The organism is Pontibacter deserti, assembly GCF_023630255.1.
Lineage (GTDB): Bacteria > Bacteroidota > Bacteroidia > Cytophagales > Hymenobacteraceae > Pontibacter > Pontibacter deserti.
In genome coordinates, this window is record NZ_JALPRS010000001.1 from 1622144 (window position 1) to 1643277 (window position 21134).

Genomic DNA, 21134 nt, shown 5'->3' on the forward strand with positions numbered 1-21134 from the left:
ACGCAGCAACTATAAATTCCGCGATCCTTGCATCAAAAGCGGTACAAAGCATTGTTCTATAGTTTATTAAACGGAAAATATCCCAGGTGCAGTTTGTCTTCCGTTATAGTTCCGCCCTGCTCTATCTGAATACTGAACCTAGCTTTAAGCTCCTCAGAAAGTATGTCCTTCACCTCATGCAGATCATCTACATCTACTCCGAATTTATCATCTATATGCGATGGAGCTCCTTTAAAACCGGTATGCTTGTAAAATGTTGTTGTCTTAGCCTGTTGTATGGCTTCATTTTTAGTTTTTGCTACTACCAGCAGTTTATAATGAAACTCATCAAACTCCCCGGCTCTATAGCCACCCAGGTTCAGAAAGTATAATGTATAAGCTTCTTCTCCTGCCTTTTTTTCTTGCCTAGGCACCACCTGTATCTGATAACCACCTACATTGGTAACTTCACGCCACGCATCAACATGAATAGCGCCGGCTCCCGGCCAGAATTTCCTGATCTGCGGGACAAGTTCCTTCACTGATTCAGCGATTCCGAAAAATACGTCGTGCTGCTCTGTGTTCCTGCCGGGTGGCCTGCACCCAAGCAATGTCATAAAAAGTTTAGGTTCTGCCATGATCTAAAAACGCTACAATAATTTTATAGTTATTGATCATCCACACCGGATATACCTTATCTATATAATATCCTATTTATTTAATATTAAAAAATTTTTGAATCTTTTTCATAGGCAAAACAGTGCAATTTATACTTCATTCAACCTACTTCAGAAATTATACTTTAAAAGACTTAAAGCATGATTATATCCTCATTTCACAGTATATCAATACATTATAGTTATTTATTATCATATGTTATGAAGTCCAATATCTGTAGCCTGCAGAATTGGACTTTTACAAACTTTTTGCTCTAAAATTTGGATTTAAGTTATTTTAAATGATAGATTTGCCGCAGTTAAACATATCTATAGCCATTAAAAACATTAGTATAATTATATATTTTTCAACTTTACACTTCCATTATGGTGATAAGAAATGTATACTCCAAGAAAGTTTTAAATTTCATTTTTCACATCCTACCGGTTACAATACTGGTCTTAATTCTTACTCCACTTTATTCAATTGCCCAGACTTACAGTGGTCCTTTTGTGATCACCAAAGGGGGTACTTATACCGGTAACTGGGAGTCGAGAGACTCTGAAGTACCAGCGGTAGAAATCAAAACCTCAGAGCCAGTCACTATTGTCAACTCCAACATCCGTTCTGCCGGTTACCTGATCAAAAGCTGGGGCTACTCTGTCAATGTAACTGTCAAACACACCAACGGCTATGGCCTGGAACCTACAGTTTTCTACCATTACAAGAAGCCGCGCCGCTTTTTAACAGCTGATGTGTTCAAGAATGTGGTAGTAGAACATTGCTACCTCGAAAATACTGCTGGTATAGCCATCGCTACAACCTATGAGGGGAACAATACTACATCAGAGACCATTAAAATTCGTTACAACAAAGTAAAAAATATTGATGGGCGAATTTATAATGGCAAAGAGTTAGTAAACTTTGTTTCATTTAATTACAGAGGTGAAGTTCCTCATGTGGAGATTGCATGGAATGAAATAATTAACGAACCAAACAATTCCCTGGTAGAGGAAAACATTAACCTCTCTAACTCAAGAGGCAGAACCGACTCGCCTATCCGCATCCACAACAATTATATTCAAGGTGCTTATCCGTATCCGGCAACTAACTCTCACTACGCAGGCGGGGGCATTATTACTGACTCCTGGTATGAAGAAGGGATGGGAGATCCGGCATCCGTAGCAACAGCACATGTAAAAATTTATGAAAACCAAACAGTAAACCTAGGTAATCACAATTACGCAATAGCTGGCGGGAATAACATCGAGATTTTCAATAACAGGGCTATTAACTCTGCCCAGTTTACCGATGGCACATTTTTTCCTTTCAGAACAGAGCCTATGTATGGCTACGATTATTATAAAACGGGGGTAACCTTTAATAATTCAGTTCATAACAATGTTATTGGGGTAACCGGCTATGGTGGAGGTTGGAATAATGAGAAACTATACTTCCCTGATGGAAACGTGAATCAACACAGCAATAATTTTTTATCAGGTACAATCACGCAACAGCACGAGCGCGATGAATTTAATCGTTGGAAACAGAAGCTATCCAGCAATGGCATAACTGTTGGTCCTGCCAGTACAGCGCCAATAATTTCCTCTGAACCTATTCCGGTTACCGCTCCTGAACCAGTAGAAAAAGAAGAAAACACTACAGATACGGCATCAGGTACAGGTAAAATAATAAGTGAAGTATGGGCAAACGTTGCGTCAGAAGATATTACTCAGATACCTCTTACCATAGCCCCTACTAACACAAAAGAGTTAACTTTGTTTGAAAGTCCGAATAATATAGCAGACAACTATGGCCAGCGCATACGAGGTTATATAACCACGCCGGCAACTGGTCAATATATTTTCTGGATTGCAGGAGACAATAATGCCGAGCTATACTTAAGCACATCTGAAGATCCAACTAAAAAAGTAAAAATTGCTTATGTAAACGGTTGGACAGCCCCAAGAGGATGGAATGAACAAGTATCGCAGAAATCTGAGCAAATCCAGTTGGAAGCAGGCAAGCGATATTATATTGAAGTGTTACATGTGGAAGGCGCTGGTGGCGACCATGTGACTGTAGGCTGGCAGCTGCCTGATGGTAAACTGGAACGCCCTATAGAAGGTAACAGACTGTCTCCTTTCGATCCGGCGAACACTATTATTGAAGAAGTAAATACTGAACCCTCTGTTTATCCAAACCCATTCACAAATATTATAGTACTGGATTTGGGCGATCAAAAAGTAGACTTACGCAAGGTAGTAATTATGACACTTGATGGAACACTAAAGTATACTGTACCGAACCTACAGCCCGTTGATAACAAACTGGAAATAGACCTATCAAAAGCCAGATTACTAGCCGGCACTTATTTTCTAAAGTATACAGACAGTACCGGAAACAGCAAAACCATCAGGATTGTGAAAGAATAAGTCCCATAACATCACAAATAAAAAGGCACCTGCTTGTGTAGGTGCCTTTTTATTTGTGATATCGATCTAAATAATCTTTAACTTTTAACCAAAGTATAAGTTGTATTAAGTAAACAAGTATAAACCTGCAATGGAAGACAACTATAAAGTACCGGCACAAACAAGCATCGGGCATGTGCATTTAAAAATAACCGACCTGGAGAGGGCACTGGCATTTTATACTGGTATACTTGGCTTTGAGCTAATGCAGATGTACGGTAAAGACGCAGCTTTTATCTCGGCGGGCGGTTACCACCATCACATCGGGTTAAATACCTGGTACAGTAAGGGCGCAAGCCCTGCCCCTGTCCGGAGTGCGGGACTGTTTCATGCAGCTATACTTTACCCAACCCGCAAAGATCTGGCTGTTATCTTCAAACGCTTAATAGATGCCAATTACCCGATCACTGGCGCTTCTGATCATGGAGTGTCTGAAGCCATTTACCTGAACGACCCTGACCATAACGGCCTGGAACTATACTGGGACAGACCAAAATCTCAATGGCCAACTCATGCCGATGGCTCGCTTTACATGTACACCCGCCACCTGGACCTGGAAGATCTTTTAAAGGAACTCGAGTAAATAACTATCTCTGAGTAAAGTATATAACTATAAAAGCCGCTTCAGGTGCAGAAGCGGCTTTTATAGTTAGCTTAAAATGTAGTTATAGTTGTTTTGGCTTATACTTACAGGTTTTCAATACTACTTTGATCTAATGCACCACTAGCAATAGCTGTAAGCTCTTCTTCATAGCCAAGTATTTTGGTATACATGTTTTTCAAGTCTGCACTTTTCAGGCTGGCATACACATCAGTACTCTCAATAGTATTTGCAAGAATATCATTGAAAGCAGCATTAAATAAGGCATGCACTTCATCGGCAGTTAAAATATGCCCTACCGGGTAAGTTACTTTGGCTATAACCCAACCCAAACGAGCTGCAGCCATACGTTGATTAGGAGTTCCATGGTGTCCTTCTGAGGTAAAAGAACAGTCGCCGATGTTATAAAATAACTGAAGGAATTGAGCTGCATCTTTCCAGTTATAGGTTGCACCTCTCTTATGAGTCAGATAGTATCCTGTAAGTACATCAGCTTCCAGTTCCATTAACCTTGTTCCTTCAGCAGTATATGGATATTTATTAAACTCTACCCCAAACCAGCTTTTGAAATTCTTGAACTGTACCTGGTGCCCCCACTCGTGTGCCAGCACACCTGCAAAAGCAACTTTACTGTCTGTGCCTGCATCATTTAATACCTTAATAATCCCATCCCCTATTACTATGCGTTTACCTGTAGTGGCAAATCCATCTAACGACAGAAGTGGCGTTGTCTGGAAAACTTGACTTGGCTTCATCCCCAGCTCTATATCTTCATCAGCCCACTTATAAGCAGTTGCAGAAGGTGCGCCTACAAATGCCATATAAATTTGTGCAATTGCATCCCGGTTCAGGAGCGTGCTATTGTGCTGTCCTATTAAAGCTACCTGATTTGCCATACTCCAAAACGACTCTAAATTACGTTTATGTTTAGCTGCAAAATCAGTTAATTCTCCTGCTGCGCCAAAATGTTGAGAGGAGTTATCTAAATAACCAGCATAAAGTTGATTAAGAAGCGCCAAATAACTATACCATTCCCATTCGTGTTCTCCAAACTGCAGTACATATGGTCTGATAGCTGCATTCAAAGCGGTTGGAGCACATTCAGTCGGAGAAACTGCTCTACCAGCAAGTACTTCAAGCCATTGCTGGGTTACAGCATCCGAAGTACTTTCACCTGATTCGCTGGTTAATGCCGCTGCTTTCTCTGTTAATACTACCTGCCGACTCTCGGCTTCTGTTGAAACTTCCCTACTGGAAGACGCTTCCAGTTCGTTGAGTGTGTCCTCCTTGTCGCAGGAAAAAGTAATGAAGCTGACTGCGCAGCACAGGAGTGCCGCCTTAATGGATGTGGTTTTCATATGGGTAAAAGCTTGTTTCAGAACTCTTACCATAAAAAAGAACTTTTTGTTGCATTTTACATCTATTATTTATGACTTTATTAATACAGATTTACTATATAACACAATTATATATTAAAATTATTCTAATAAAATAATCTTATAAAGTATGTATAGCCTGTGTTATATTTGTATAATTCTATAAATAATTGCTGCCGCTAGAGTTAATTATGTATGTTCGTATAAGCAAATAAACTATAGGCTACTCATGAACTACGATCTGCTGATAACAGGTGCAACTATACACGATGGAACAGGAAAAGCTCCTTACGTTGCCGATGTGTGGGTAAAAGATGATGAGATCATACTGATCGGGAAACACAATGCAACTTCTTATACCGCAAAAAATATTATCAACGGCAGCGGACTTATACTTACTCCAGGTTTTATTGATGCCCATGCCCATGGTGAGCCTTTTAAAACTCCTGCGTTCGATAATTTTCTGTCGATGGGTGTAACTACTATTTGCCTTGGTCAGGATGGCTTCAGCCCCGACCTGAGCGAAGACAGCTATACTTCCGGTGAAGCCTTAGGCAATTGGATGAACCGCGTGGATGAACTACAGCCGGGCGTGAACATTGTGATGTTTGTGGGCCATAACACGATCCGGATGCAATCGGGGACAAAGTATAAACCTGAGCCTACCGAGGAAGATCTTACCGAAATGGAGCAACTGCTGCACGAAGGTATGGATCTGGGCTGTTTTGGGATGACGACCGGGCTGGAATATAACCCCGGCTTTAACTGCCAGACACCGGAACTCGACAGGCTGGCGAAGATTGTTGGCGAACGAGGCGGTATGATCATGAGCCACATGCGTTCGGAGAACGACGCAACTATAATTCCTGCCATAGAGGAGCTACTATCTCAGGGCCAGTACTGCCCAGTTCAGATATCGCACATAAAAGTGGTTTATGGCAAAGGCACCAGCCGCGCCGAAGAAATATGTAAGTTGTTGGATAATGCCCGCGACAACGGCATCAAAGCATCAGCAGATTTCTACCCTTATACTGCCAGTTATACTTCCATCGAGATCCTTTTCCCCGATTGGGCCAAATTGCCTTATGATTATGAAGAAGTAAAAGCGAGTCGTGGCGAAGAGTTAAAACAATTTCTGAAAAGTAAGATCGAACAGCGCAATGGCCCTGAAGCTACCTTACTGGGAACAGGTCCATTTAAAGGCAAAACGTTGGGACAAATTGCTATTGAGCTGGATAAACCTTTTGAAGAAGTGTTGCGCGATAACATTGGCCCTTATGGTGCTTTCGGCGCTTATTTTATAATGGATGAAGCCCTTCAGGATACTCTATTGCAATATCCTTACACTATGCTTTGCACCGATGGCAGCCCTTTTATGAACCATCCGCGTAGCTTTGGTTCTTTTGCTAAAATGATAGAGACCTTTGTGCTAAAAAAGCAGCTTTTCTCATTGGAAGAAGGCATACGTAAAATGACCGGCCTCACCGCCGAAACTATAGGCATACCAGATCGTGGCTTTATAAAACCAGGCTACAAAGCAGACCTGTTACTCTTCGACCCTACTGAAATAAAAGCGAACGCTACTTTCGAAAACCCGATGCAGCTTTCAACAGGTTTCAGGTATGTGATTGTTAATGGCAAAGTGGTGAAGGAACAGGAAAGCTTTACCGGGGAACGAAACGGCCGTGTGCTGCGAAAGCCTCAACTATAAATTGCGTAACTTGCGCTTTTATAGTACCCTCTTATGACACACCGCCATTTTATAGTACATAAGCCCTATGGCTACCTGAGTCAGTTTGTTTGCGAGCATAAAAACAAAAAAATGCTTGGCGAGCTACACGATTTTCCGGAAGGCACAATGGCTATAGGCAGACTGGATGAAGACAGTGAAGGCTTATTATTGCTCACCACTAATGGCAAAGTAAGCGAGCAGGTACGTAGCAAACATATCGAAAAAGAATACTATGCCCAGGTAGATGGCCTGATAACTGACGAAGCGATAAAACTATTGCAGGAAGGTGTAGAGATTGGCATTGGTGGTGACAAGTATAAAACGCTGCCTTGCGCCGCCTTCAGGCTGGAACAGGACCCCGGGTTTCCGCAACGCAGCCGTAAAATTCGCGACGACCGCCATGGGCCTACCAGCTGGGTTTCCATTACTTTAACTGAGGGCAAAAACCGACAGGTTCGTAAAATGACTGCTGCTGCCGGCTTTCCGACGCTACGTTTGGTTAGAGTCAGGATAGGTGGCATTCAGTTAGGTGAGTTGCAGTCCGGGAAAGTAGTGGAAGCTGGAGATTTTTCGATGATAAATGGGCCGGCTTATAGTTTAGAGTTAAGCAATTAATAATTTGCATTAGATGAAGAAGAAACTACTTTTAATTCTGATATGGATAGTAACTATTGCTTTAATTGAATTTGGATTGTGTTTAGCAGTAATGGACTCTGCATTTAGAAATATTGAATCAGTCCAACTATTAATTTTAATGCTTATTATTACTCTTCCTTTCTTAATTCTTGGCACTTATAGTTCAATTCCAAAATTTTCAATTTCTGTAAGTTTGTTAGCTTCGACTCTTTGCCTAATTTACTTTATAACTTATTATCAGTTAGATTTAATCAATACGTGGTTGGTCAGCTTTCCTTTAGGATATATACTTATTCTAATCATGCAGAGACGAATTTATAACTGGGGAAAATATTAACTTTCTTTCGTCAAATATTGGTAACAATCATAGCCAGCCTTTGCGCTTGAACCAGAAATATATCACCATTGTGATTAATAACATTGATACAATGACCATTGGGTAGCCATACTTTGTTTCCAGTTCCGGCATAAACTCGAAGTTCATCCCATAAATACCAACTATAAAGGTAAGCGGCATAAAGAATACCGAAAAAATAGTAAGTACCCGCATCACTTCGTTGGTTTTCTGCGACGATAGGGAAATATAAGTATTAACCAGGTTGTTGGTACTATCATTCAGTTCTTCGTACAACGTTACCATGTGCACATAAAGGTCGTGCAGGTCCTGCATTTCAGTAGACGGAAGATGTTGCAGGCGCAGATTATATAGAATAACCTCAGAAAGCTGTAACACCCTCTTTGACACCGAAACCTTACGTTTAAGATGGTATAAGCCTTTTGTAAGAGAGTTCGGCTTTACCTGCAGAAAAGTCTTTGTTTCATAATAATCCAGGTCGTTCGCCAGTTTTAAAGCTGGTTCCTCAAAGGTGCGGAATGCGGCCCGAACAATTCTTGTCAATAAAGCTTTCGGGAACTTTATACTTCCTGTATCTATATACTTCTCCTTAATTTCCGGAATAAAGTCCAGTGGATGACGGTGAATGGTAATGATGAATTTATCATGAAAGAAGACAGCCAGTTTATTTGTAAGCTCCTGAATTGTATCTGCTTCCAGGTGTGCTTTATGATCATAAACCCGACTGATAATAAATATGATATCATTCGCGATCTCGAATTTAGGCAGGTGCTCTGGCTGTAAACAATCCCGAACCGAAGATGGGTGCAGGCCATACTTCTGTGCCAGTTCCTGCAGTTCATCAGCAGAAGGATTCTCGACATCAATCCATTCCCAACTATTATCCTGAGAAGAGTAAAAGGTTTGTTGCACGGGTGCTTTAATTTATAGATATAAACTCAAGTTGCTGTACGCACGGCACAAGTTAGTGTTAGTTACTGCGTCTGCAAAAAGTAAGTATTAAAATTAAATCCTGTATATACTACATAATAAAAGATCCGCCCGGTATGCCCGGGCGGATCTTTAAGTATAAATATAAATACAAATATAATCTTAGTTCTTACCGGTATGGGCCAGTACAATCTGGCGAAGCCACTTCAGCATCAGGAAAATCGCAAATGCGGCTAATAAAGAACCAATACAGTTCACCAGGAAGAAGAATGCTTTGTGATCATATTTATCCCACATACTTGCCAGCACACCGGATAGCTTGTTACCTATAGAGGTTGCCAGGAACCAGCCACCCATCATCAGGGCTGTAAGGCGCGGTGGGCTCAGCTTCGAAACCAGTGACAATCCCATTGGGCTCAGGAACAACTCTCCTATGGTAATAACTGCATAAGAACCAACCAGCCACATCGCAGAACTTTTCTCGGCACCGTTCATACCAGCAAACACAGCTCCTACCATTACCAGCGTGCTCATGGCTGTAATTACAAGTCCCCACATAATTTTAGCAGGTGTAGATGGCTCTTTGCCACGCTTGCGCAGGAATGCGAAGAACCAAACCACCAACGGTGTAAGCAGTATCACGAAGAACGGGTTAATAGACTGGAAAAGCTCTGTTGATATCAGGGACAATGGCTTACCCTCTACCGGCCAGTTCTGTTCCGGCAGGTTGTTCAGGTAAGGCGCGACACCTTCTTTCGTGATTACTTTACCTTCGGCATCGGTACGTGCTCTGAAATTCTGGTCGTAATCCGGAACAGTAGCCACACTCTGATCAACTTCCTGTACCATGCCAATTGCACCGGCTGGTCCACGCAGCCCGTCCGCCATTTCACGGTCAGTGTAATATTCGGCCCAGGTGGTAAGGGCAGTACCATTTTGCTTAAATATTGCCCAGAACACAATAACTACAGCAAAAATAGAAAGCAGTGCTGCAATCGGTTTTTTGTCCTCAGAAGAAGCACGCGTCCATAGAGAACCATAGAACACCATAATCGGAATAGCTCCGAAAATAAAAGCATCTGTAGAATCTGACCCGAAAACGTTACTAGGAATTAATACCCAGCCCAGCACACCGGCAATTACAGCAGGCAAAATAACAATGCTGAAAATGCGCGTCAGCGACATATCGTTCGCATTGGCAGGCTTCAGTACATCGGCCTCTTTATAATGTTTGTTACCTAGCCAGAAGATAATAACACCCAGCAACATACCTACGCCGGCAGCAGCAAATGCATAGCCCCAGCCATAGTTATTACGCAGGTAAGACGCCACAAAAGGCGCAATAAAAGCCCCCACGTTTATACCCATATAAAAGATGTTGTAGCCGGTATCTTTCTGATCCTGGTATTCAGGGGCCGAGTATAAGCCACCTAATAAAGTGGAAATGTTTGGCTTAAAAAAACCGTTACCGATAATGATTAGTCCGAGCGACACGATCATAGCCAGGTCGCCTGGCAGGGCAAGCCCCACATAGCCAATAGCCATCAGAATACCTCCAATCGAGATAGAAAGCCTGTAACCTAATACACGGTCGGCAAGCAAACCACCCACAAAAGGTGTTAAGTATACAAACGCGATAAAAGTACCGAAGATATCTGAAGCACTTTCTTTAGATATCCCGAGGCCACCGTTCTGCGCATCGATCATGTACAGGAAAAAAATGGCCAGCATCAGGTAGAAGCCAAAACGCTCCCACATCTCTGAAAAGAACAGGTAATACAGTCCTTTAGGGTGTTTAGATTTAGTTGTAGACATGAAGGTGTTAGATAATTGATGCATGAAAATAAGCAGACTTTGCCAACCCACAAAATAAAACAGGGATTACAGCTCATACTCCGGCGCAATTTTTATACCTGAAAAGGAAAAATTTGAACATCTTTTTAGCAAAGACAATAAAATCTTTCGCAGAGATATTGTTTTCGAAGCAACAACTCTATTCCTTTGCGTGCCTGAAAAACAACAGGTGTTGCTATGTTATAAAGAAACCGTATGTACCAGGATAGTAACCTCTTCTATCCTTCTCTGGAAGCCGGGTCTGGCTCTAAGTATAATCTTAACTTTTAGAATTGATTTTAAGCTGCTTATTCAGTTGTTTTTACAAAGCCTTCTGTTTTGAAAACTAATCAGGTTTAAACGGCCTCTGAACTACATTTAATCAAACAACCTCAACACCGGAAATATTTATGTACCCATTAAACTTTAGTGGCTGTTGCTGGTGTTGTAGCTTAGCTTTTTATACGTCTTACACGTTCATTAATGAGTAACCATTCTAAAACCAATGCCGTTTCTACGGCCGGTGTTTTAATTTCACTTGGTATAATTTACGGCGATATTGGTACATCGCCGCTGTATGTGATGAAGGCCATCCTGGGTGAGGCCCCAATCTCACAGGCATTAGTATACGGTGGCATTTCCTGCGTATTCTGGACACTAACGCTGCAAACCACTTTAAAGTATGTGCTGCTTACCCTGCAAGCCGACAATAACGGCGAAGGTGGTATCTTCTCACTTTATACTCTGATCCGGCGCCGGGCCCCCTGGTTAATTGTGCCTGCCATGATCGGGGGTGCCGCTTTGCTGGCAGATGGTATCATTACACCTCCTATCTCTGTTTCATCAGCAATAGAAGGTCTGCGCATCCTGAACCCTGATATACCAACAGTTCCGATCGTTATTACCATACTTACCATCATATTTCTGATGCAGAGTTTTGGTACTGAGATCGTGGGTAAGGCTTTTGGTCCGATCATGTTCTTATGGTTTACCATGCTTGGCGCATTAGGTGTCGTATCTCTTGCCGAACACCCTGAGATCATAAATGCGCTTAACCCATACTATGCTTACAACCTGCTGGTAAATTACCCGGAAGGTTTCTGGGTATTGGGAGCTGTTTTTCTTTGTACCACAGGTGCCGAAGCACTTTATTCCGACCTGGGCCATTGCGGAAGACCAAACATTCGCCTGAGCTGGGGATTTGTAAAGATTTGTTTGCTGTTGAACTACCTGGGCCAGGGTGCCTGGTTAATGACAAAAGAAGGCAGTGTACTTAGAGAAAATCCCTTTTATGGTATTATGCCTTCATGGTTCCTGCTGATCGGTATTGCTATTGCAACTATAGCCGCAATTATTGCTAGCCAGGCTTTAATATCCGGTTCATTTACACTCATTTCAGAAGCTATTCGCCTTAACCTTTGGCCACGTGTAAAATTGGTTTATCCAACTAACTTAAAAGGTCAGCTTTTTGTACCAAGTATAAACTGGCTGTTATGGATTGGCTGTGTAGGCGTGGTTTTATACTTCCGTGAATCTGAGCATATGGAAGCTGCCTATGGCCTGGCTATTACGATGGCGATGCTTTCTACTACCATCCTAATGAGCTACTACCTGTATACAAAATGCAAGTCTTGGGTACTGGTTAGCCTTTTCCTGTTGGTGTACATATCTATTGAGTCCGCTTTTATGGTGGCTAATTTAAGCAAATTCCCGCATGGTGGCTGGGTGTCGCTAATGATCGGAGGCTTACTGCTCGCAGTGATGTACATCTGGATCAAGGCATTCTACATTAAGCGCAGCCTGACGGAATATGTGCGCCTGAAAGATTACCTGCCGGCTCTGAAAGAATTGAGTGCTGACGATACCATACCGAAGTATACCACGCACCTGGTGTTTATGACAAGTGCACCGAAACCGAAGGATGTGGAATCGAAAGTGATTTACTCCATCTTCCAGAAAAGGCCGAAACGCGCTGATATTTACTGGTTTGTGCACGTAGAAACGACAGATGAACCGTACACTACAGAATATAAAGTAAAGAAACTGGATGCCGGTGATGTTATTCGTATCGACTTTAAACTTGGCTTTAGGGTAGAGCAACGTATTAACCTGTTTTTCAGGAAAGTGGTGGAAGAACTGGTAGAGAACGGTGAAGTGGATATTACCAGCCGTTACGACTCCCTTAGCAAACAAAACCTGATCGGTGACTTCCGGTTTGTTGTACTCGAGAAATTTCTCTCTTACGAAAACGACCTGCCCTTTGTGAAGCGCCTGATCATGGAATGGTATTTTAACATCAAGAAGTATACAAGCTCTGAAAGTAAGTGGTTCGGCCTGGATACCAGCTCTGTAAAAGTTGAGAAGGTTCCGTTGGTTATCCGGCCGGTACAGCTACCACAACTAAAACGCATTACAGCTTAACATAACTACATGGCATTAACCAAAGAAGAGTTGCAAAAGAAATTTTCAGCCCGTCGGATTATACTTCCGATGCTGCTGGGCCTGGGCGTAATAAGCTACATGCTGTACCGTAACTATGACCCAAGCCAGCTGGAAACGCTGAAACAGGCAAATCTTTTCTGGGCTGCTATGGCGCTATTCGTGCTTTTTGTCCGCGACTTCGGTTACATCTATCGTATCCGGTATATCACAGAAAAAGCACTAAGCTGGAAACAGAGCTTTAATGTGATCATGCTCTGGGAATTCGCTTCGTGTGTGCTTCCTTCGGTTGTAGGTGGCTCTACGGTAGCGGCCTTTATACTCTTTAAAGAGAAGATCTCACTCGGAAAATCGATAGCACAGGTAATGGTGACAGCCATGCTCGATAACTTATACTTTGTGCTGGCTGTTCCTGCAGTATTGTTGCTTGCGCAGGATCAGCTGCTTCCAGAAATCAAGGGCATTAATCCAGCCTTACGCAGCAGCATTGGCATCGCTTTCTTTGTTTCTTATCTGCTGATCGCGATCTATGCCTTTGTAATGTTCTATGCGCTGTTCATAAACCCGAAAGGTGTAAAGAGGCTGATGATACGTGTTGGGCAGCTCAGGCCTTTTAAACGCTGGAGAATTGCGTTGTTCCAGCACGCAAACGAGCTCCTGATTGCATCCAAACATCTTAAAACTAAAACGCTGTCTTACTGGCTGCACGCCTGTGGCTCCACATTTTTTGTCTGGACGGCGCGTTACATTATAATTGGTTGCCTGATAGCAGCTTTTGCTGATCTTAGCTTAAGCGACCATATACTTATTTTTTCACGCAACCTGATCTATAAAATCGTTCTGTTTGTGTCTGTTACGCCTGGAGGGGCGGGTTTTGCAGAGCTGGCTTTTCCGGCTTTTTTTGGTGTTTTCATTGGGAGCTTCACAACAATTATTATCTTGCTCTATCGCTTGCTTACTTACTACCTGTATTTGCTTATCGGCGCTATTGTTTTCCCGCGCTGGGCAGCACGTATTTTCAGTAAAGAGGCATCCGACAACAACACTGACACCATAAAACAACCTGTCCAACAACGGATGGCTTAACAACACCTGTACTACATGCGTCAATTCTTACAGAACATTACCCGTCGTAAGAGCGGTACGGCTTTACTTGCCGATTACGAATTAGATGATAACATACAAGGCACTAACCTGGTGCGAACGCTTCGCCTGAAGGACCTAGTCTCTTTTGGCATCGCTGCCATCATCGGGGCTGGTATTTTCAGTACGATCGGTAACGCAAGCGCCGCCGGCGGACCAGGCGTGTCTCTCCTGTTCATATTCACGGCTATTGCCTGCGGTTTTTCAGCACTTTGCTATGCCCAGTTTGCTTCCTCTATACCTGTTTCCGGTAGCGCCTATACCTATGCGTATGCTTCTTTTGGCGAATTAGTAGCCTGGATCATTGGCTGGGACTTACTGATGGAATATGCTATCGGTAACATTGCTGTAGCTATTTCCTGGTCAGATTACTTTACAGCTGTGCTGCTGGGAGTTGGCATGGGGATGCCGGAATACCTGACAATGGACTTCCTGAGCGCTTCCCGCGGATTTGACGAAGCTACTAAACTATTGGCTCAGGGTCAGGCGCTAAGTGATCTTCCTTCCGGTATTCAGCAGGCTTACCTGGCATGGCAGAATGCGCCTGCTATTGGTAGCATTAAGCTAGTTGCCGATATTCCGGCCCTGGCTATTACCGTACTTATCACTTACCTGGTTTATATTGGCATTAAAGAATCAAAGCGTACTGCCAACCTGCTGGTACTGCTAAAGCTTATAGTTATACTTCTGGTTATTACAGTAGGTGCATTTTATGTGAATACTGATAACTGGTCTCCGTTTGCACCAAACGGCATTTCTGGTATCTTGAAAGGTGTATCAGCGGTATTCTTCGCTTACATTGGATTTGATGCCATTTCTACTACAGCCGAAGAGTGTGAGAACCCGCAACGCGACCTGCCACGCGCCATGATCCTGGCTTTAGTGATCTGCACCACACTTTACGTAATCCTGGCATTGGTATTAACGGGTATGGTGCCTTTCAATGAACTGGCTGTCGGCGACCCATTAGCATATGTTTTCTCAAGAGTTAACCTGGATGCAATGGCTGGCATAGTAGCTGTAAGTGCTATTGTGGCTATGGCCAGTGTACTTCTTGTATTTCAGTATGGCCAGCCACGTATCTGGATGAGTATGAGTCGCGACGGACTTCTGCCAAAGATCTTCTCAAGCATTCACCCGAAACATAAAACTCCCTGGTTTGCAACTATAGTTACTGGTTTTGTAGTAGCTGTTCCAGCCCTGTTTATGAACCTTACGGAGGTAACCGATCTTACAAGTATAGGTACCTTGTTTGCGTTTGTGCTGGTGTGCGGTGGTATACTGGTTATGGAAGAAAAACAGAAGCAGGTAGAGACACTTCATAAAGGTTTCAGAGTACCTTATATCAATGCAAAGTATACATTGCCATTACTGATGATCGGACTACTGGCATTGCTGTACATTTATAACGGAGAGGCTATGAGTGGCTTCCTGAGCACTGAAGGCGGATGGGAAGAATTCCAGCACAAACTGCCTTTATTGGGCTTTGTTGTGATAGCCGCTATTATGACTGTGCTTTCTTTTACGCGTAACCTGTCGCTGATCCCGGTACTTGGTTTATTGACCAACTTATACCTGATGACTGAGCTAGGCATTACCAACTGGAGCCGTTTCCTGGGTTGGCTGGCATTAGGCTTGGTTCTATACTTTGCATACGGTTACCGCAACAGTAAGCTTAAAAAGCACGAGTTATAGTCAGTCTTAAAGCTTTTATACCTTGAATAGGAAGCAAAACATAGCTACTCCCCTGCTCCTGCTGCTGTGGGCCGCTATGTTTTGCTTTTCTGTTACATATACGCTGCAAAAGCACGCAGCTAAGCAGGTTTCTTCTCATACTTCTTCTGTTCAGAACAAGGAGAAGCTTACTCCCGAAAACCAGGGAACACCAGTAGCCTGGACAGAACCATCACCTCTACAATATTCTTCAGGCACTACAGAGTCGTTTTTCACTGTTTATACTTTTCCTTCCTGGTCATTTCGGCTCTCAGCATTTTTTTCTTCCCTCAAACCAGATGCCGTTGTAGTAGCTTGTGTATCAGCTATTATCCGTTTCCAGATATTCCCTAATGGGCCTTAGTTTAGTTTATGTTTATGTTTTTGTAGATTTTTCTGCTGCTGCAAAATAATTTGTATAATAGCAGCTATTTTACTTGACTAACTTTAACAAAACCAACCTACTAACTTATCTTCTCAATGTCAAAAAACATTTTTGCGACAAAATCTGTCGAAAAACTGATTCGCGAATCAGAGAGCGGAGAGCACGGCCTTAAACGTACGCTCACTGCCACTAACCTGACCATGCTGGGTATAGGCGCCATTATTGGAGCGGGTATCTTCGTTTTAACGGGTACTGCTGCTGCCAACGCTGCCGGTCCAGCTATTGTTATCTCCTTTATTATAGCTGGCCTTGGCTGTTTGTTTGCCGGCCTTTGCTATGCCGAATTTGCTTCCATGATTCCGATTGCGGGTAGTGCTTATACGTATGGGTACGCTACACTTGGTGAGTTTATCGCTTGGATCATTGGCTGGGACCTTATCCTGGAATACCTGTTCGGTGCAGCAACTGTAGCAGTAGGCTGGAGCGGTAACTTTGTAAGCTTACTTAAATCTATAGGTATTACGATACCGGAAGTTGTAGCAGCTGCCCCACTTTCGTATGTTGGCGGTAACTTTGAAACAACCGGCGCTATCATTAACCTGCCTGCCATTATACTTATACTTGTGATGACCGCCCTGCTTGTAATTGGTATTCAGGAGTCTGCCAAGTTCAACAACGTTATTGTAGTTGTTAAAGTAGCAATCGTATTACTGGTTATCGGTTTTGGTTTCCAATATGTAAACTCTGCTAACTGGGAGCCATTTATCCCGGCAAAAGAAGTGTTAGCTGAAGGCGGTACGCGTTATGGCTGGCAGGGTGTGGTAGCCGGTGCCGCTATCGTATTCTTCTCTTACATTGGTTTTGATGCAGTAAGTACTGCTGCTCAGGAAGCTAAAAACCCACAGCGCGATATGCCGATTGGTATGCTTGCTTCACTTGGTATCTGTACGTTATTGTATGTGTTGATGTCGCTTGTACTTACAGGTCTTGTTCCTTACCAGACTCTTAACGTTCCGGATCCGGTTCTTGTAGCTCTTGAGGCTGCTGGTCCTTCATTGCAGTGGTTATACTTCTTTACAGGTATTGGTGCTGTGGCTGGGCTTGCTTCTGTGGTTCTGGTAATGTTAATGGGTCAGCCTCGTATTTTCTTTGCTATGAGTCGCGATGGTTTGTTACCTGCAGTTTTCGGTAAAGTACACCCTAAATATAACACGCCTTACGTCACTACTATCGTTACAGGTTTAGTTGCTGCTGTTATAGCTGGTATCTTCCCAATCGGTTTGCTTGGTGAGCTGGTAAGTATTGGTACGTTGCTAGCATTCGTGATTGTGTGTGCTGGTATCATTATCCTGCGCCGTACAAGCCCAGACCTGAAGCGTCCGTTCAGAACACCGTTTGTACCTCTGGTTCCTATTCTGGGTATCCTGATCTGCGGTTATATGATGGTCAACCTTGGTTTTGACACCTGGTTACGTCTTATCATCTGGATGGCTATTGGTATAGCTATTTACTTCCTGTATGGCCGTAAGCACAGCAAGCTGCGCAAGCAGAACGAGGCTGACGAAGCTGCAAAGGTACCTGTAATTTAATTTTAGCCAGGTGACCTTATGGGAATGTTAGAACTGTTTATTTTCCTGATAGCTCTTTCCTTATTAGCCTTTTATTTCAGGAAAACAGCTAAAAAAAAGAAAGAGTAACTATACCTCTCTAAGGTAATCACAAAGATGTAATTACTTAAAAGCGCCCGGATAACTTCGGGCGCTTTTAGTTTTAATACTGCCTAATGAATGTATACTTGTATGGTAGCGTGTAACATTCTCATACATAATTCAGAACTTTGCAGGAAATGTTATCAACTGCTATACTTCAGAATTTACCCGACCTGCCTGTAAAGGAAGCGCTGCCGCGCCTTCTCTCTGCCCTGGAAATAAACCCAAGGGTTGTACTGGAAGCGCCCCCTGGTGCCGGTAAAACCACACTTGTTCCGCTGGCTCTGCTCGAAGCCAACTGGCGAAACGATGGGAAGATACTGGTATTGGAGCCACGCAGGTTGGCTACACGCGGAGCCGCACAACGCATGTCGGACCTGCTAAACGAGCCGCTTGGCCAGACAGTAGGCTATTGGGTACGCATGGAGCATGTGGTTTCGAACAACACAAAAGTTGAAGTGGTAACTGAAGGTATACTTACCCGGCTAATTCAGGATGACCCAGCGCTGGAAGGTATAGCAGCTATAATATTCGATGAATTTCATGAGCGTAACCTGCAGGCTGATCTGGGTTTGGCTCTAGCTTTAGATGCACAAGCTGTTTTGAGACCCGACCTTCGGATATTAGTGATGAGTGCCACGCTGGATGCCGTAACTATAGGTAACTGGCTAGATGCACCTGTTATCACGAGCGAAGGCCGGCAGTATCCTGTTGAAACGCATTATCTACCAACTTCAGAAGTCGCCGCTGCCGGCAACCGACCTGCAGAACGGCTCATCAACCTGGTACCTAAAGCCATCCGGAAAGCCTTGACAGATGAAGTAGATGGGGATATACTGGTATTCCTGCCCGGCATAGGCGAAATGCGAAGAGTAGCTGCACAACTGGAAGGCAAACTGGCACCAACTATAGACTTACATATTCTGCATGGCGACCTGCAGCTTTCCAAACAAATGGCTGCCATACAACCTGCTCCTAAAGGAAGACGCAAAATAGTTTTAGCCACCAGCATTGCCGAAACCAGCTTAACCATAGAAGGCGTAAAAGTTGTGATAGATGGCGGTTACTCGCGTGTTCCTAAATTCGTGCCCCGCACGGGGCTTACAACCCTAGCAACTATACCTGTTTCAAAAGCTGCTGCCGATCAGCGCCGAGGGCGTGCCGGTCGCTTGGGTCCCGGTGTTTGTTACAGGCTCTGGTCCACTGCCGATCAGTTACAGCTCGCAGACCGCCAAAACCCGGAAATATGCGAGGCTGATCTGACTGGCCTGGCACTAGAGTTGGCGATGTGGGGTGTAAAAGATGCTGCTGCTTTAAACTGGCTTGATACTCCACCTGCCGCTGCCATGGCTCTCTCCCGCGAATTGCTGCTCCGCCTCGAAGCCATAGATGCTTCTGGTAATGCCACTCCACATGGCAAAGCCCTGGCATCGCTTGGCCTTTCTCCAAGATTAGGTCATCTGGTTATTCGTGGCCGTGAGTTTGGCTTTGGTGCTACAGCCTGTGCATTGGCCGCATTGTTATCTGAAAAAGACATCCTTAAGCAACTGGAAACTGGCCGTGGAAATGTGTTGCCCGACCTGTCTCTGCGATTAGAAATATTAACCGGTAAACGTCCGCCCGTACCTGGTTTTGTGCTGGATGAAAATGCTCTTCGACGAGTTCGCGAACAGGCCCAGCACCTGATGCAACGAACACGAACCACGAACCAAAGTATTAACCCTGATGCTGCCGGTATTTTAACAGCACTTGCCTACCCCGACCGCTTGGCCCAGCGTGAGTCATCAGGTTGGGTAAGACTGGTAACCGGGCAGCGGGCAGCTTTGCCAACAGAGCTTTTCAGTGAAGCTGATTTTTATAGTATAGCTCACCTTGAAATCGGAAACCAGCCCCGCGTATTGCTGGCAGCACCAATCAACAAAGCCGAACTGCTGGAGCATTTTATAGCGCAACTGGAAGAGCTGGATGAAATTCGTTTTGATGAGGCTACCGGCAGGGTTATAGCACGAAAAATCACGAAACTTGGCGCACTTATACTTCAGGAAACAAACCAGTCTAACCCCGATGCGGAACTTGTTGCAACTATACTTCTACAGATGCTGCGTGAGAATGGTATTGAAAGATTACCATGGTCTGACCAAGCGATGAAAACCCGACAACGACTGGCGTTTTTGCAACAGCTGTCGCCGGACCTTTGGCCTGATGTATCCGATGAAGCACTGAAAGAAACGATGGAGGATTGGCTGCTGCCGCACCTTATAGGTTTACGGAGTATAGAACAGGTAGCACGCCTCGATTTTAATGAGCTTATACTTTCTGACCTGAGCTGGGAACAACGCCAGGAAATGGACCGACTGGCACCCTCGCACCTGGAAGTACCGAGCGGTTCCCGTATCGCGTTAGATTATGCTGACCCAAGTACACCTATACTTGCCGTGCGCTTGCAGGAAGTTTTCGGAATGCTGGACACGCCCAGAATTGGTGGTGGCAAAGTACCTTTACTCATCCATCTACTCTCCCCAGCTTCGCGGCCTGTGCAGGTTACCCGCGACCTCCGCAGCTTCTGGACGACCGGCTATTTTGATGTTAGAAAAGATCTACGTGGCCGCTACCCTAAACACCATTGGCCCGATGATCCGTTGGCAGCTGTTCCGACGCGGGGCACCAAGAAAAGACCGCAGTAACTGCAACTACAAAACTGGAAAGCCACCAATACTGGTGGCTTTTACATTCACATCAAGTATTATCTTTCAGTTAGATTGCAACTTATAAATAGAAATCTCCGGCAGCTTCCGGTTAGTATAGTATCTCTTCTACTTTATAAGAAACCATCCCTTGTGGTGCGGGCCACTCCACTTCGTCGCCTACTTTGCAGCCAAGTATAGCTGTGGCAAGCGGAGCAAGTATAGACACTTTCCGTGCGCTCAGATCGGCATCTTTAGGGTATACCACCGTTATCTCCATTACATTTCCGGTCTTCAGATCTTTAAGCCGCACAAACGAATTCATGGTAACCACATCTACGGGTACTTCTTCCGAGGCTATCACTTTCGCACGTTTCAGTTCTTTGCATAAACCCTCTACGGCAGAAGCACCACCGTTCTGGCGTTGTACCTGCACCAAACTATGCAGGCGCTCGTAATCTTTCTCAGTCAGATAAATCGGATTCATA

General features: G+C 44.0%; 15 protein-coding genes. 10 read left to right on the forward strand and 5 right to left on the reverse strand.

The window, feature by feature from the left end:
* Nucleotides 1-56: 56 nt before the first annotated feature.
* A complete protein-coding gene (locus MJ612_RS06985; RefSeq protein WP_187032733.1) occupies nt 57-617 on the reverse strand; it encodes a DUF1543 domain-containing protein in 561 nt (186 codons plus the stop codon).
* Between the two features lie 531 nt (nt 618-1148).
* Here MJ612_RS06985 and MJ612_RS18400 point away from each other — a divergent pair.
* A complete protein-coding gene (locus tag MJ612_RS18400; RefSeq protein WP_187032735.1) occupies nt 1149-3071 on the forward strand; it encodes a PA14 domain-containing protein in 1923 nt (640 codons plus the stop codon).
* 130 nt (nt 3072-3201) lie between these two features.
* The gene (locus tag MJ612_RS06995) at nt 3202-3693 is read left to right on the forward strand and encodes a VOC family protein (RefSeq protein WP_187032737.1); all 492 of its coding nucleotides are present in this window, start codon (nt 3202-3204) and stop codon (nt 3691-3693) included.
* Between the two features lie 104 nt (nt 3694-3797).
* Here MJ612_RS06995 and MJ612_RS07000 read toward each other — a convergent pair whose 3' ends face one another.
* Nucleotides 3798-5069, reverse strand: a complete 1272-nt coding sequence (locus tag MJ612_RS07000) for a M48 family metalloprotease (RefSeq protein WP_187032739.1) — start codon at nt 5067-5069, stop codon at nt 3798-3800.
* A gap of 247 nt (nt 5070-5316) precedes the next feature.
* Here MJ612_RS07000 and MJ612_RS07005 point away from each other — a divergent pair, with 247 nt between their 5' ends.
* The gene (locus tag MJ612_RS07005) at nt 5317-6798 is read left to right on the forward strand and encodes an N-acyl-D-amino-acid deacylase family protein (RefSeq protein WP_187032741.1); all 1482 of its coding nucleotides are present in this window, start codon (nt 5317-5319) and stop codon (nt 6796-6798) included.
* 33 nt (nt 6799-6831) lie between these two features.
* Nucleotides 6832-7434: a pseudouridine synthase gene (locus MJ612_RS07010; protein WP_187032743.1), complete on the forward strand. Its 603-nt coding sequence runs from the start codon at nt 6832-6834 to the stop codon at nt 7432-7434.
* Nucleotides 7435-7819: 385 nt separating this feature from the next.
* On the opposite strand, the gene MJ612_RS07015 is transcribed toward MJ612_RS07010, so the two are convergent.
* Together MJ612_RS07015 and MJ612_RS07020 are read right to left on the reverse strand one after the other, a co-directional pair.
* Nucleotides 7820-8722, reverse strand: coding sequence for a magnesium transporter CorA family protein (locus tag MJ612_RS07015; RefSeq protein WP_187032745.1), 903 nt, complete (start codon nt 8720-8722; stop codon nt 7820-7822).
* Nucleotides 8723-8902: 180 nt separating this feature from the next.
* The gene (locus tag MJ612_RS07020; RefSeq protein WP_187032747.1) at nt 8903-10555 is read right to left on the reverse strand and encodes a peptide MFS transporter; all 1653 of its coding nucleotides are present in this window, start codon (nt 10553-10555) and stop codon (nt 8903-8905) included.
* 501 nt (nt 10556-11056) lie between these two features.
* Here MJ612_RS07020 and MJ612_RS07025 point away from each other — a divergent pair.
* The 6 genes from MJ612_RS07025 to hrpB all read left to right on the forward strand — a co-directional run bounded on the left by MJ612_RS07025 (nt 11057) and on the right by hrpB (nt 20646).
* Nucleotides 11057-12994 carry a KUP/HAK/KT family potassium transporter gene (locus MJ612_RS07025; RefSeq protein WP_187032749.1) on the forward strand — a complete coding sequence of 646 codons (1938 nt, stop codon included), beginning with the start codon at nt 11057-11059 and terminating at the stop codon, nt 12992-12994.
* Nucleotides 12995-13003: 9 nt separating this feature from the next.
* Nucleotides 13004-14098 (forward strand): lysylphosphatidylglycerol synthase transmembrane domain-containing protein, encoded by a 1095-nt coding sequence (locus MJ612_RS07030; RefSeq protein WP_187032751.1) that lies wholly within the window; start codon nt 13004-13006, stop codon nt 14096-14098.
* Nucleotides 14099-14113: 15 nt separating this feature from the next.
* Nucleotides 14114-15850: an amino acid permease gene (locus MJ612_RS07035; protein ID WP_187032753.1), complete on the forward strand. Its 1737-nt coding sequence runs from the start codon at nt 14114-14116 to the stop codon at nt 15848-15850.
* 22 nt (nt 15851-15872) lie between these two features.
* A complete protein-coding gene (locus tag MJ612_RS07040) occupies nt 15873-16232 on the forward strand; it encodes a hypothetical protein (RefSeq protein WP_187032755.1) in 360 nt (119 codons plus the stop codon).
* A gap of 116 nt (nt 16233-16348) precedes the next feature.
* A complete protein-coding gene (locus MJ612_RS07045; protein ID WP_187032757.1) occupies nt 16349-17842 on the forward strand; it encodes an amino acid permease in 1494 nt (497 codons plus the stop codon).
* 257 nt (nt 17843-18099) lie between these two features.
* Nucleotides 18100-20646, forward strand: a complete 2547-nt coding sequence (gene hrpB / locus MJ612_RS07050; RefSeq protein WP_187033508.1) for an ATP-dependent helicase HrpB — start codon at nt 18100-18102, stop codon at nt 20644-20646.
* A gap of 112 nt (nt 20647-20758) precedes the next feature.
* Here hrpB and rnk read toward each other — a convergent pair whose 3' ends face one another.
* Entirely contained in the window at nt 20759-21133 is a 375-nt protein-coding gene (gene rnk / locus MJ612_RS07055) for a nucleoside diphosphate kinase regulator (RefSeq protein ID WP_187032759.1), read from the reverse strand.
* Between the last annotated feature and the right edge of the window lies 1 nt (nt 21134).

Bases quoted from the DNA above. Each gene is read 5' to 3' on its own strand.
- MJ612_RS07020 (WP_187032747.1), bottom strand. From the start codon at position 10,555: ATGTCTACAACTAAATCTAAACACCCTAAAGGACTGTATTACCTGTTC.
- hrpB (WP_187033508.1), top strand. From the start codon at position 18,100: ATGTTATCAACTGCTATACTTCAGAATTTACCCGACCTGCCTGTAAAG.
- MJ612_RS06995 (WP_187032737.1), top strand. From the start codon at position 3,202: ATGGAAGACAACTATAAAGTACCGGCACAAACAAGCATCGGGCATGTG.
- rnk (WP_187032759.1), bottom strand. From the start codon at position 21,133: ATGAATCCGATTTATCTGACTGAGAAAGATTACGAGCGCCTGCATAGT.
- MJ612_RS07030 (WP_187032751.1), top strand. From the start codon at position 13,004: ATGGCATTAACCAAAGAAGAGTTGCAAAAGAAATTTTCAGCCCGTCGG.
- MJ612_RS07000 (WP_187032739.1), bottom strand. From the start codon at position 5,069: ATGAAAACCACATCCATTAAGGCGGCACTCCTGTGCTGCGCAGTCAGC.
- MJ612_RS07010 (WP_187032743.1), top strand. From the start codon at position 6,832: ATGACACACCGCCATTTTATAGTACATAAGCCCTATGGCTACCTGAGT.
- MJ612_RS07035 (WP_187032753.1), top strand. From the start codon at position 14,114: ATGCGTCAATTCTTACAGAACATTACCCGTCGTAAGAGCGGTACGGCT.
- MJ612_RS07005 (WP_187032741.1), top strand. From the start codon at position 5,317: ATGAACTACGATCTGCTGATAACAGGTGCAACTATACACGATGGAACA.
- MJ612_RS06985 (WP_187032733.1), bottom strand. From the start codon at position 617: ATGGCAGAACCTAAACTTTTTATGACATTGCTTGGGTGCAGGCCACCC.
- MJ612_RS07045 (WP_187032757.1), top strand. From the start codon at position 16,349: ATGTCAAAAAACATTTTTGCGACAAAATCTGTCGAAAAACTGATTCGC.
- MJ612_RS07025 (WP_187032749.1), top strand. From the start codon at position 11,057: ATGAGTAACCATTCTAAAACCAATGCCGTTTCTACGGCCGGTGTTTTA.